At 67.8% G+C, this 12,665-nt stretch carries 13 protein-coding genes; 4 read left to right on the forward strand and 9 right to left on the reverse strand.

Translation table 11 applies throughout. The features are described 5' to 3' along the window. Window positions 1–4: 4 nt before the first annotated feature. Genes EV646_RS28065 through EV646_RS28080 form a run of 4 tightly spaced genes read right to left on the reverse strand, consistent with a single transcriptional unit; the run spans window position 5 to window position 3,262 of the window. A complete protein-coding gene (locus EV646_RS28065) occupies window positions 5–1,243 on the reverse strand; it encodes an MFS transporter (RefSeq protein ID WP_132153758.1) in 1,239 nt (412 codons plus the stop codon). A 55-nt stretch (window positions 1,244–1,298) separates the two neighbouring features. Further along, on the reverse strand, window positions 1,299–2,354 hold the full coding sequence (locus EV646_RS28070; protein WP_132153760.1) for an ArsR/SmtB family transcription factor: 1,056 nt from the start codon (window positions 2,352–2,354) through the stop codon (window positions 1,299–1,301). 8 nt (window positions 2,355–2,362) lie between these two features. Beyond that, on the reverse strand, window positions 2,363–2,836 hold the full coding sequence (locus tag EV646_RS28075; protein ID WP_132153762.1) for a GyrI-like domain-containing protein: 474 nt from the start codon (window positions 2,834–2,836) through the stop codon (window positions 2,363–2,365). A gap of 30 nt (window positions 2,837–2,866) precedes the next feature. Continuing rightward, window positions 2,867–3,262, reverse strand: coding sequence for a nuclear transport factor 2 family protein (locus EV646_RS28080; protein ID WP_199237235.1), 396 nt, complete (start codon window positions 3,260–3,262; stop codon window positions 2,867–2,869). Between the two features lie 88 nt (window positions 3,263–3,350). Between EV646_RS28080 and EV646_RS28085 the strand changes: the two genes are divergently transcribed. Then, window positions 3,351–3,872 (forward strand): helix-turn-helix domain-containing protein, encoded by a 522-nt coding sequence (locus EV646_RS28085; protein ID WP_199237236.1) that lies wholly within the window; start codon window positions 3,351–3,353, stop codon window positions 3,870–3,872. Between the two features lie 55 nt (window positions 3,873–3,927). Further along, window positions 3,928–5,223 (forward strand): glycoside hydrolase domain-containing protein, encoded by a 1,296-nt coding sequence (locus tag EV646_RS28090; RefSeq protein ID WP_132153764.1) that lies wholly within the window; start codon window positions 3,928–3,930, stop codon window positions 5,221–5,223. On the opposite strand, the gene EV646_RS28095 is transcribed toward EV646_RS28090, so the two are convergent. Further along, a complete protein-coding gene (locus EV646_RS28095; RefSeq protein ID WP_132153897.1) occupies window positions 5,220–6,479 on the reverse strand; it encodes a serine hydrolase domain-containing protein in 1,260 nt (419 codons plus the stop codon). The genes EV646_RS28090 and EV646_RS28095 overlap by 4 nt on opposite strands. Window positions 6,480–6,567: 88 nt before the next feature. After that, a complete protein-coding gene (locus tag EV646_RS28100) occupies window positions 6,568–6,942 on the reverse strand; it encodes a cupin domain-containing protein (RefSeq protein ID WP_132153766.1) in 375 nt (124 codons plus the stop codon). A gap of 65 nt (window positions 6,943–7,007) precedes the next feature. Here EV646_RS28100 and EV646_RS28105 point away from each other — a divergent pair, with 65 nt between their 5' ends. Next, the gene (locus EV646_RS28105) at window positions 7,008–7,472 is read left to right on the forward strand and encodes a MarR family winged helix-turn-helix transcriptional regulator (RefSeq protein ID WP_132153768.1); all 465 of its coding nucleotides are present in this window, start codon (window positions 7,008–7,010) and stop codon (window positions 7,470–7,472) included. Here EV646_RS28105 and EV646_RS28110 read toward each other — a convergent pair. Both EV646_RS28110 and EV646_RS28115 read right to left on the reverse strand, forming a co-directional pair. Further along, on the reverse strand, window positions 7,469–10,276 hold the full coding sequence (locus EV646_RS28110; protein WP_132153770.1) for a DEAD/DEAH box helicase: 2,808 nt from the start codon (window positions 10,274–10,276) through the stop codon (window positions 7,469–7,471). The two genes, EV646_RS28105 and EV646_RS28110, sit on opposite strands and share 4 nt — an antisense overlap. Before the next feature lie 10 nt (window positions 10,277–10,286). Beyond that, a complete protein-coding gene (locus EV646_RS28115; protein ID WP_132153772.1) occupies window positions 10,287–11,177 on the reverse strand; it encodes an alpha/beta hydrolase in 891 nt (296 codons plus the stop codon). 87 nt (window positions 11,178–11,264) lie between these two features. Between EV646_RS28115 and EV646_RS28120 the strand changes: the two genes are divergently transcribed. Continuing rightward, entirely contained in the window at window positions 11,265–11,720 is a 456-nt protein-coding gene (locus tag EV646_RS28120) for a MarR family winged helix-turn-helix transcriptional regulator (RefSeq protein ID WP_132153774.1), read from the forward strand. A 96-nt stretch (window positions 11,721–11,816) separates the two neighbouring features. Here the strand turns inward: EV646_RS28120 and EV646_RS28125 are convergent, their stop codons facing one another. Then, entirely contained in the window at window positions 11,817–12,629 is an 813-nt protein-coding gene (locus tag EV646_RS28125; protein ID WP_241996375.1) for a chitosanase, read from the reverse strand. Window positions 12,630–12,665: the final 36 nt, after the last annotated feature.

Here is a 12,665-nt window from a genome sequence, read left to right on the forward strand (position 1 = left end):
GCGCTCACGAGGCGGGGGCGGCTGATGGGGTGGGGGGTGTGGATGGCGTGGGGGTGGACGCTGAGGGGTGTTTGCGGACGACCACCGGGATGAGGGTGCCGGCGGTGAGGAAGATGAGGGCAGTGAGGAGCCAGCCGGGCCAGCCCCAGGAGATGGCGATGGTAGTGAGCAGCAATGGGGCGGTGAGGTCACCGACCTGGCGGCCCATGGCGTAGGCGCCTTGGTATTGGCCTTGGGCGCCGGGAGATGCCAGCTCGAAGCTGATGCCCCAGCCGCCTGCAGACTGAAGCATCTCGCCGACCACGTGCACCAACGCGGCGACCAGCAGGAGCCCGATGGTGATCACGCCCGACGTGACGTCGGTGAGCGCGAGTACGGCGCAAGCCAGCGCCAACGCGAGACCGGCCGGTCGGCCGGCGCGGGCAGCACCTGCCAGGTGTTCGGTGCCTCGGGCAACGCGGATCTGGAGGAGGACCACGGCGACGGAGTTCAGTACCATCAGGACCGAGATCAGCCAACGCGGCGCATCGGTCGCCGTCGCCACCCAGAGCGGGATCGCGACCTGCGCCATCGCGGCGTGCATGCTGAGTACGCCGTCCAGCGCGACGAACACCAGGAACGGCCGGTCCCGCAGCGCGGCCAGCGCTGACGGACCAGTTGCCGACGGCACCTTTTCCACTTCCGGCATGCCGAACCGGACCAGCCCGGCTGTGACCAGGAAGGTGGCGGCGTTCGCGAGGAGCGCGATCACGTACACCTCGCGCCGGTCGACCGCGAGCACGATCCCCGCCAGCCCCATGCCGGCCGCCATTCCGATGTTCGTCACGACCCGGAGGATCGCCCGCGTCCGCACTCGCTGGTCAGTCGGTGACAGTCCTGCGATCAAGGCTCCCTTGGCGCCACGCTGCCCGGAGTCCGCGATTGCCGTGATGCCTGCGATGACGACGTACAACAGGAAGGAGCGGACTTGGGTCAGCGCGGTCATGGTGATCGCCTGGAGGAGCAGGAAGCCGACGTACGTGCGATTCGGGCCGAAGCGGTCGGCGACGGTGCCGAGTGGGGTGCTGGTCACCAGGCCGATCAGGCCGGCGATCGTCAGGCCGACTCCGACGTGGGCGACGGACAGGCCGGCCGCCCTGGTCAGGTACAGGGCGCCGATCGCGAAGTAGAGGCCGTTGCCGAAGGTGTTGACCAGTGTCGCGATGATCAGGCGGCGCACTGCGGGCGGAAGGGATGCTGTCACATCCGTCGATCCAACAGCTCGGCCGCTCGTCGACCGGTTGGATTGACGGATTCCGTCAGCGCATCACCAGATCGAGGAGATCGGTGCCAAGGTTGCTCAAGGCATCTTCGTTCAGCCGGTAGGCAACGAAACGACCTTGCCGTTCCGCAGTCACCAGGCCCGCCCGGGTCAGCGCGCGCAGGTGCCGCGTGACCTGCGTCGGGTGAAGCCCCCACAGCCCGGCGATCTCGCCGGCAGTACGCGGCTCACTCGCCACCGCTCTGCACATCTTTAACCGATCCGTCGCCGCCAGCGCATCCAGGCGGCTCAGCACCTGCCGCGCCGTCGGTACCGCGTTCCCTCGACCCTCGGCCGGGTAGATGACCGTGAGCGGCTCCCCTGGCACCTCGCCCAGGAACAGATGCGGAGCGATGTAGTTGCTGGGGACAAGCAACAGCGACCGCTCGGCCAGGTCGATGCGCTTGTTCTGCACCTTCTGCACCAGCACGCTGTCTTTGTCGCGGACCTCGACGGAGCCGTCCAGCGAGCAGAGCATGGCGGAGATCCCGTCGCGAATCGCCAGGTCCCTGTCCTGCCGGCCACGCGCGGCCAACGCGTCCCGCGACTGTTCCCACACGTCCTGGAACCACTCCGACCAACAGGCGTCGAGCAGGTCGAGGAAACGTCGTACTGGTTCGGCGGGGTCGGTCAGGAGCGCCTCGACCAGCTCTCCGACCACCGGCCCACGGCTGCGAGCCCACCGTCGTACGGCGTCCGCATCAATCGCCGAGGTCTTCGAGGGACGACCACGCATCGGGCGGATCAGATCGGCTGCCAGGTCCTCGGGACTACGCGACCGCAACGCGTCCAGCTCGTCCTGCCAGGATGGCATGCCCGTCGCCGCGCTGGTCGCGAAGCAGCGGGCTCGGACAGCACGCACGGTCCACGTCCAGTGCGCCAGCTCTTGCCGGAGCGAGTCAGGCAGCCGCACGCTCGCTGCCCACTCCACACGACCGTGATGACGTGGTTCGGCCAGGACGTGCAGCGCGCAGCCCAGCTCGATCACTGGTGAAGCGACGTGGCGGATCCGCTCAGGGTCAAGCCGGCTGACACCTGCGAGAACGTTCGGCACGGACCTGGTCAGTCCTTGAGTTTGAAGAGCAGCTCGGTCTCCCAGTCGTTCATATCCGGAACCTCGCGTGGGTCGGACTTGTAGACCTCCAGCCGGGCGGCCCACTTGTCGCCCTGGGCATCCCACTCGAGGCCCTGCTCGTCGGCCCAGGCGAGCAGGTCACGGGTGGCGCCGAGCAGGCCGTCCGGATGGCCGTGGTGCGTCACGCTGGCGTAGCGGCCGGCCGGGAGCACGCCGGTGACGATCTCGCCCTCACCGTGGTGCAGATCGTCGACCGGGAACCCGATCTCCATCACCAGACCCGCCTCCATGTCGACTACGTCGTACTTGAAGAACGGCGCGTCGTTCGGCGCGATCTCATGCGCGGCGAGCCAGCCGATCACCTCGCCCATCCGGTCCGCGAACGCCGCGATCCCGTCCATTGCGACCGTCCCCCGCAACGCGACGTACGGCCGCTCCTCCCGCTTCACGATCTCCGGCATGCCACGTCCTCTCCAGCTCGGCCTCTCAGGTCAACTTAACGCCTGGCGGATGGCGTAGGTGTCCTGGTACTCCCGCCAGGCGGCGATCCGCCCGTCCCGGACCCGCAGCACCCCGATGAAACGCGCCGTGGACCGCTGACCGGTTGGCTCCACAACACCACCCAACTCGTACTCGACGACTGCGACCTCTGGATCCAGCGTCTCGTGCACGGCCAGCTTGGTGAACCGGTCGAGCCGCACCGGGAACTGTGCGCGACTGGGCAGCGCGAACGCCAGCCACTCCTCCCGCCCGACCCACCGCTGTGGACCGCCCGCCGCGAACGGCGCCTCGATCACCGCGTCGTCGGCGAGCAACTCGTCCCACGCTCCCGGCTCACCGGTCCAGCTCGCACCCATCCGGTCGATCACCGCGCCAAGCTCGGACATGACACACCTCCAAAGATGAGTCTCCACTCAGGTTGCGATCGACTATAGTGAGTGGCCACTCAGGTTTCAAATCCGATCGGAGGTGGCCGTGTCACCGGAACTGCGCGCCGACGCCCAGCGCAACCGGGCCGCGATCCTGGCCGCCGCGTCGGAGACCTTCGCCGAGCACGGTCCGAAGGCGACCACCGAGCAGGTGGCAATCCGGGCCGGCGTCGCGGTCGGGACGGTGTTCCGTCACTTCCCGACGAAGCAGGCGTTGCTGGTCGCGATCATGAAGGAGTCGCTGCATCGGTTGATCGCGAAGGCGGCCGAGTCGACCTTGTTCGACTTCATGACCGAGATCGTCGACGAGGCCGTCCGGACCCAGACCGTCGTCGCCGCGTTCACCGGTCCCCAACTCGACATCCGCGACGCGTTGATGGGTTTGACCGAGGAGATGCGCCGGTTGCTCGAGCAGGCGAAGGACGCCGGCGAGGTGCGTTCCGCCGTACAGGTGGACGAAGTGATGGCGTTGCTGACGGCCGCGGCGCAGGCCGCGCAACAAGGCGGCTGGTCGGTCGACCTGCGGCGGCGGACGCTAGCGATCATCTTCAAAGGCCTCGCCCCGTAAGGGCTCTTGCCGTCGTTCGTCCAGGAGCGTGTACTGATTCCTGGGGGTGGTCGCGATGCTCAAAGTCGCACTCAAGATTGTCAGTACGGCGCTTGCCGTGATGCTCGTCGGGCCTTCGATGCAGGCTTTCGCGTTGCCGACGACGCCGTTGACTTATCCGGCTGGAAGCACGGCGACTCGGTTCACCGGGTTTGCGTTCGATACGTGTACGGCGCCTACCGTCGCGCAGCTGACGGCGTGGAAAGCCTCGCCGTACAAGGCGATCGGGATCTATGTCGGTGGCCCCAACCGGACCTGTGCGCAGCCGCAGCTGACGGCTGGCTGGGTCACGACGGTGACCAAGATGGGCTGGCGGCTGATCCCCATCTACATGGGCCGGCAGGCGCCGTGCACCTTCCGGCCGAACGCTGTGAAGATGTCGACAACCGCTCCCGGCAACGACGCGGTGCGCGACGTGGCGGATGCCGTCGCCAAGGCGAAGGCACTGGGTCTGCTGGCCGGCAGCGCCATCTACGGCGACATGGAGCACTACGACGCGACCAACAGCACGTGCCGTTCCGCCGTACTGCGCTATCTGTCGTTGTGGACCAGTGAGCTGCACCGGCAGTCGTACCTGTCCGGCGTCTACGCACACCAGAACTCCGGCGCGCCGCACCTCGCGTCGGTCTACAACTCCGCCTCCTACGCGCGGCCCGACGCACTCTGGATCGCTCGCTGGGACCTCAACAGCTCGCTCACCGGCTGGCCGACCGTACCCAACTCCTATTGGGCGATCGGCCAGCGCGGCAAGCAGTACCGCGGCGACCACAACGAGACGTACGGCGGAGTGACGCTGAACATCGACAGCGACAGGTTCGACGCCCCGGTCGCGACGGTCCGGTACCTCTACACGGCGTTGGCGACCCTGAACGCCCGGACTACTCCGTCGGCGGTCTACCCGGTCGTCGTGTCGTACCCGAGGGGCACAGTGGTCAGCGTGGTCTGCCAGACGTGGGGTCCCAAGGTCGGGACCACCACGGTGTGGAACCGGCTGATCAACGGGAGTTATGTCTCCGACTACTACGTCGACACCCCGTCCAACACGACGTACAGCCCTCTGATCCCCAAGTGCGTCTATCCCTTCCAGACAACGGTGAATGGCCTGTCCCGCCGCAGCGGTCCTGGTACGGCGTACTCCGTCGTCGGCTCGATGCCGATCGGCTCGCTGGCCTGGATCGTCTGCCAGCTGGCCGGCACCAAGGTCGGTACGACGTCGGTCTGGAACCGCTTGATCGACAGCACCTACGTCACGGACTACTACGTCGCCACGGCGAGCAACACCACGTACACCGCGCCGATCAGACGCTGTTAGGAGAAGTACTTCGAGAAGTAGTCGTGAGTCGGCCAGGCCTTCACACCGTTGGCCGCGGTCCACATCGCCGCGTCGATGTCGCCGTACGACTTCCCGCTGGCGTCGTCGCGCCGGTTGAACAGAGTCGCCCAGCTCATCCCACCGGAGGTCCGCACCAGCATGGTGGAGGTGCCGGGCAGGCTGCCGGTGTGCCACGTGTTGCGCCCGGTGCCGCCCGACACCGGCCGCACCTGCCAGCCGAGGCCGTAGTACCAGCCGTTGCTGATGCCGGTCTCGGGCTTCGCCCAGATGGCGTTCAGCGAGGTCGTGTTCAGCACGCTGGAGCCGGCGTCGAACATCTTCGCCCACTTGACCAGGTCCGGAGCGCTGGCGATCCAGCCACCGTTGGCGTCGTGGATCCCCATGCTGAACGTGCCGTACGGCGCTTTCACGGTGGCGCCGGTGTTGTTGAGCACGGTCTTGCCGGTGTACTGCGACTCGTACGACATCTCACCGGTGTGCTTGGAGATGCTCCAGCCGAGCGCCATCCGCTTGATCTTCAGCGGGGTCAGCAGCTTCTGCTGCACGTACGTCGCGTAGCTCAGGCCGGACACCTTCTCGATCACCCGGCCGGCCAGCAGGTAGCCGAAGTTGGAGTAGGCGACCTTCGTGCCCGGCGCGTAGTTGGGCTTCCGGCCCGCCTGGAACCTGATCACATCGGCGTGCTTGAGCTCCATCGGCACGCCGAGTGCCTTCGAGATGGTGGCGTCCATGAACTCCGGGTCGCCGGACAGACTGCTGTCCCATCCGCCGAGGTGCTGCAGCAGCCGCTTGATCGTGATCGCCGACCAGCGCGTGTCCCGGGTCTGGCCGGCCGGCGGCGTGATCGTGAGGATCTTGGTGACCGGCGTGGACAGGCTCAGCTTGCCGTCCTGCACGAGCTTCATGATCGCCGCCGCGGTGATCGACTTCGACAGGCTCGCGACCCGGAACAGCGAGGTCGGCTGGACCGTCAGCGTGTCGACGGTGCTGTAGCCGCGGGCAAGCACCAGCCGGCCCTTGTAGGTGACCGCCAGCTGCCCGGCCGAGATCCCGCGTGCCTGCATGAACGACTTCATCTGGTTGTCGAAGCCGGCCAGCGCGGATACCGCGGTGCCGGTCGTCTTCCAGGTCGCGGCCGCATCGGCGGACCGGCTCAGGGTCGTTCCAACGCCGGTCCCGACGGCGGCGACCGCCCCGGTCGCGACAGCAAGCTTGCCGAGGTTCCGGCGGGTCATCTCCACGGACGTGATCTCCTTCGTAGGCAGCACTGCGGAGTGTGTCACCGCAACGGTTCATCGACCGCCGATGCGGATGAGATCACAGTCACTGCGCCCACGGCGGCTGCACCTTGGTGCCGTCGGCCATCGTCCCGGTGAAGCCCGCGGTGATGGCGACGTACAACTCGGCTTTCTCCTCGCCGAGGTTGGCCAGCGCGATGGGCTCACCGGCCGGTACGACGACCGCGTCGCCCGGACCGAGCTTGTCGCCGTCCGGCGTGATCTGGACTGTCCCGGTGAGCACCATGAACACCTCGTCCCGGTCGATCGTGTGCGACTCGCCGCCGCCCACTCCCGGATCGACTGTGAGCTTCCACGTGCACAGACCGGCGGACCCGCGGCTCGGCGCCGCCAGCCCGGTGAACTCGACGCCGGGCGCCAGCTGGAACCTCGGAGCCTCGTCGGCGTGAATGACGTACATGCCTTCCCCCTTTGATGAGATAGTCAAGCTGACTTGACCAAGCCAGCTTGACTATCATGGAGGACATGACGCGATCCGGCAAGCCTGATTTCGGGATTCTGTTGTTGCTGGCGGACCAGGAGTTCGTCCGCGCGCTGCGGGCCGCCACGGCCGAGCAGGGGTACGACGACCAGGGCCGGACGGACGGCTTCGTCCTGCGCACGCTCAGCGCCGGCCCGACCACCATCAGCGGCCTCGCCGAGCGGCTGGAGATCACCAAACAAGGTGCGAGCCAGATCGTCGACGACATGGAACGCCGCGGTTACGTCGAACGCCGCCTCGACCCCTCCGACGCCCGCGCCCGGCTGCTCCACCTCACCTCACGCGGCGAGGCCGCACTCGCCGCCGCCCGTCGCTTCCACCAGTCCTACGAGCGCAGACTCCGCCGTGAGTACGGCGACGAGGCCATCGACGCCATGCGCGCCGTACTGACGGGAATGGCCGGCGAAGCGCAGGTGGACAACCCGCACTTCAGGGCCTTGATGTTCTAGTCGACCATCGACGCGTACGAGATGACGCCGCGGCGGATCTGGTCGACGACGGACCGCGCCGTACGACGCAGCGGGGTGTCGCCGGCCGCGTCGGCGACCTGTTCGGTGAGGTCGATGAGCTGCTTGACCCAACGGACGAAGTCGCCCGCAGCCAGGTCCGACTCATAGAGCACCTCGGCCAGCGACGCACCGGAGGCCCAGCGGAAGGCCGGCCAGCAGAACCCGAGATCCATCGAGCGGAGGAAGTCGACCCGCATGTCGCGTTCCAGCGCGGACAGATCGCGCCAGATCGAACCCATCCGCTCCAGAGCCTGACGTACGTCGCCACGCGGCAGCCGCGGTGACGTCGGCTCGTCCTTCGACCGCGCCTCGTACACCAGTGCGGCCAGGCACGCGGCCAGCTCCGGCACCGTGAGGTCGTCGAACACGCCCTGCCGCAGGCATTCCGCGGCAACCAGGTCGAGCTCGGTGTAGATCCGCGCGAGGCGGTCGCCCGCCTCGGTGGTCTTGTCGCCGTCCAGGTAGTGCAGCGCGTCCAGCACCTGGCAGACCCGGTCGAACTGGCGGGCGATCGTGTTCGTCCGCTGCTCGATCTTGCGCTGCACGTCGCGGTTCTCCCGGTCCAGCCGGAAGTACCGCTCGGCCCAACGGGCGTGGTCCTCGCGATCCGAGCAGCCGTGGCATGGGTGCGCCCGCAGTTGCGCGCGCATCTCCTGCAGTTCCGGGTCGTCCGCATGGGCGACGACATCGCGGTGGCGTGACGGCGGCCCGTCGTCGCCGAGCATGTCGGTGCGATTGCGCAGTACCTGAGCCAGCTCGCGCCGCTGCTGCGGGTTGCGCGGGTTGAACTTCTTCGGCACGCGCAGGCTGCTGATCGCCTCGACCGGCGTCGGGAAGTCGATCATCGACAGCTTCCGGACCTGGCGATCCAGCGTCAACACGGTCGGCCGCGGGCCTTCGCGCTCGGACCGCATCCCCGGGTCGAGCACCAGCGCCCAGCCCGCGCTTCGGCCGGCCGGGATCCGGATGATGTCACCGATCCGCAGCTTCTCCAGCGACTCCTGCGCCTCGACCCGGCGGTCCAGCTTGCGCCGCTTCGAGCCAGAGGATTCGCGCTCCCCGATCCGCCGGCGCAGATCGGCGTACTCGAGGAAGTCGCCGAGGTGGCACTCGATCGACTCCTTGTAGCCCTCGAGCGCCTCGGTGTTGCGCTGCACCTGCCGCGCCAGCCCGACGACCGCCTGGTCGGACTGGAACTGTGCGAACGACAACTCCAGCATGTCCCGGGAGCGCGAACGCCCGACCTGACGGACCAGGTTCACAGCCATGTTGTACGACGGGGAGAACGACGAGCGGAGCGGATACGTACGGGTGCTTGCCAGACCGGCCACGGCACGCGGGTCGAACCCGGGCTGCCAGAGCACGACCGCGTGGCCCTCGACGTCGATGCCGCGGCGCCCAGCCCGGCCGGTGAGCTGCGTGTACTCCCCCGGGGTGATGTCGACGTGCGCCTCGCCGTTCCACTTGCTGAGCTTTTCGAGCACGACCGTACGGGCCGGCATGTTGATGCCCAGGGCAAGTGTTTCGGTGGCGAACACGACCTTGATCAGGCCGCGCGCGAACAGCTCCTCGACGACCTCCTTGAAGGCCGCCAGCATGCCCGCGTGGTGCGCCGCGATGCCGCGGCTGAGCGCCTCGGCGAAGTCGTGGTACCCGAGCACGCCGAGGTCTTCGTCCGGCAGGTCGGCGGTGCGTTCCGCGAGTACCCGCTTGATCTCGTCGCGCTCGCTCGGCTTGGTCAGCCGCAGGCCGGACCGCAGGCACTGCACCATCGCGTCCTCGCAGCCCTTGCGCGAGAAGATGAAGTAGATCGCCGGCAGCAGCGCGCCGGCGTCCAGCTCCTCCACCACATCCGAGCGGTGCGGCGTGAAGTGGGTGCGTGACGGCCGGGTCTTCGGCAGGTCGCGGCGACGGCGTGGTTTGCGCGAGTCGTCCCGGAAGATGCGGTTGTCGTCGCGGGCGATCCGGACCAGCTGCGGATTGACCAGATCCTTGATGTCCGCCGTGCCCGCCTTCGCGGGGTTGCCGGACTTGTTCTTCACCGGGGCGCCGACGCGTGCAGTCGGCGCCTCTCCGGCGAACAGGTCGTGCAGCCGTTTGCCGACCATTACGTGCTGGAACAGCGGCACTGGCCGCTTCTCCTCCAGGACGACGACGGTGTTGCCGCGGACCGTCTCCAGCCAGTCGCCGAACTCCTCCGCGTTGCTCACGGTCGCGGACAACGAGACCACGCTCACCGAGTCCGGGAGGTGGATGAGCACCTCTTCCCAGACCGCGCCACGGGCCCGGTCGGCCAGGTAGTGCACCTCGTCCATCACGACGTACGACAGACCGAGGAGCGTGTTCGAACCGGCGTACAGCATGTTCCGGAGCACCTCGGTCGTCATCACGACGATCGGGGCCTCGGAGTTGATCGAGTTGTCGCCGGTCAGCAGGCCGACGCTGTCAGCGCCGTACCGGCTGACCAGGTCGCTGTACTTCTGGTTGCTGAGCGCCTTGATCGGAGTCGTGTAGAAGCACTTCTGACCGCGCTGGAGAGCCAGGTGTACGGCGAACTCGCCGACCAGCGTCTTGCCGGAGCCGGTGGGGGCGGCCACCAGCACCTGGTGGCCGTCCTCGAGCGCGGCACAGGCCCGCAGCTGGAACTCGTCCAGATCGAATTCGTAGAGCCCCCGGAACTCCTTGACCGCAGGATGCTCCTGGTCCGAGCGGAACGAGGCGTACTTCTCGGACGGAGTGCTCATGCTGGACAGGCTATGCGACGCCGCCCCCAAAGCCACGCTGGGTCAGCCAGTCGGCGGCCCGGGTGAGCGCCGTGTCGGCTTCGTCCATCAGGCCGACCATCAGCTGGTAGACGTGCGGAGCGCCGGCTACGACGTCCAGGCTGACATCGACCTCGTGTTCCGCGGCGCGGACCGCGAGCTGGAGCGCGTCGTCGAGCAGGACCTCGGCCGAGCCGACCTGGATCAGCAGCGGCGGCAGACCGGTGAGGTCCGCCAGCAGCGGGCTGGCCAGCTCGTCCTTCGGGTCATGACCAGCGAGGTACTTCTCGGCGTACTCCTCCATGTGGGCACGACTGAACAGCGGGTCGTAATCCCCGCGGGTGTCGAGGCTCGCGCCAGACAGCGTCAGATCGGCCCAGGGCGAGAACACGACTGCAGCCGCGGGCAACGGCAGGCCGTCCCGCCGCGCGGCCAGCATGGTGGCCAGCGCGAGCCCACCACCGGCGGAGTCGCCCGCGATCACGATCGGGCGACCGCTCCCGAGCAGCTCCTTGTACGCCGCCAAGGCGTCGTCGACCGCAGCCGGGAACGGGTTCTCCGGCGCGAGCCGGTAGTCCAGCGACACCGCCGGCAGTCCGGTACGACGTGCGAGCGGCGCCGCGAGGTTGGCCCCGGTACGGGCCGAGCCGATCACATATCCGCCGCCGTGCAGGTAGAAGATCACCCCGTCGCCGTCGGCGCCCTCGACCTGGACATCCAGGGCCGGAACGCCCCCCAGCGTGCTGGGCGTCAGCGTGACGTCGTCGCCCAGTGGACGGTCCGCGAACAGCTCGTCGAAGCCTGCGCGCTGCTCCGCCGCCGTCTGGCCGAGGTCGCCCTTGGTGATCATCGCTCGCGCCGTTGCGCGTTGTTCCTGAGTCATCGTCGTCCTCCAGCTCACTGATGATAGATTCCAAGGAATGTACTTCCTGATAACTACATTCTTAGGAATCTAATTCCAGGGAAGCTTGTGACCGATCTCACATCCATGTTCACCGACCTGGTCCGGCTCGAAACGCGGCTCTACAACGTGATCGACGCCCGGCTGAAGGCTGAGCACAACCTGCCGCTGGGCCAGTTCGAGTTCCTGCGGTTCCTCGACCAGCACGGAGTGGCCCGGGTCTACGACATGGCCCACTGGGCGGCCATCACGGTCGGCGCCACCAGCAAGGCGGTCGACCGCCTCGAGGCGTCCGGCCGATGCCGTCGTACGGCGAACCCGGACGACCGGCGCTCGTCGCTGGTCACCATGACGCCGGAAGGCAAGCGCATCCTGGCCGAAGCGGCCCCAACGGTCGAGGCCGAGCTCCAGAACTGGGTCGGCTCGGTACTCCCGGCCGCGACGCTGGAGCAACTCGGCGCCATGCTCTCGATGCTCCGCCAGCGCGTCGAGGTCGATCCCTGCACGGACCGGGCCGAGGCGTGACCGGACGCCCAGGCCATCACATTCGCCCCCGTCGGCCCGCGACCACGCTCAGGAGGCGCGAGCGGTGGAGATTGTGATGGCCTGGCGGTCCGTGTCCTAGTCGAGGTGGTAGCTGTCGCCGTACACCTTCCAGTCCAGCGGTGTGTTGAGGTTGAGGTTGCCGTTGCGGAGGAAGACGCGCTGGGCTGTGTCGACGCGGCTGGTGTCGCTGTGGGCTTCCTCCTGCTTCATCGCCCAGACGCGGGCGTCGAGGAACGCGTTGAGATACGTGACCTGGTTACCGCCCTGCGCCGGCGGCTTGGCCGTCCTGAGGGCGCGGCTGCGGATGCCACCGAAGCTGGTCGCGTCGGTGCCGGGACCGTGCATGACGATGGCGTCGTAGTAGATGAACTGACCGAGGGTGCCGATGCCGTCGGACTTGCCCTGAGCCACGGCGGGGTTGAAGTAGACCCGATCGCGTTCGTCGTTCTGGGCGGTCTTGAAGACGCTGTCCGCCGCGGCGGTCCTCCAGTCCCTCGGGTAGTTCGGATCCAAGCCCGCGTGCGAGTCGGTGCCGTTGACCCGGCGGAGGGCCGGTAGGTATTTCGCGAGCACGTTGCCGGGCTTGCGGTCGGCGTACAGCTCGACGAGTTCGAGCATGTCGCCGGTGCCGGAGCAGAAGCCGATAATGCCGGCGGTGTAGCCGCGCCCGTCGTCGATGTCCTCGATGTACTTGTACTGCGCCTTCCAGTCCAGCGACGAGTTCTCCGCACTGGAGACCAGCTTCATCGCGATCTCCTTCTTCACGGGATCGTCGAGGCCGGTCGCCAGCATGCGTGGCTCGTACGGCGTGGCTCCGGCGGTGGCGGGGGCAGTTGCGAGGGCCAGTCCGAGAAGCAGGGTGGTTCTACGGGTGGGACGGTTGGTCACGATCTCCTCCGAGGGGCGTCGAGGGGGATGAACTGT

Source organism: Kribbella antiqua (genome assembly GCF_004345665.1).
GTDB classification, from domain to species: Bacteria; Actinomycetota; Actinomycetes; order Propionibacteriales; family Kribbellaceae; genus Kribbella; species Kribbella antiqua.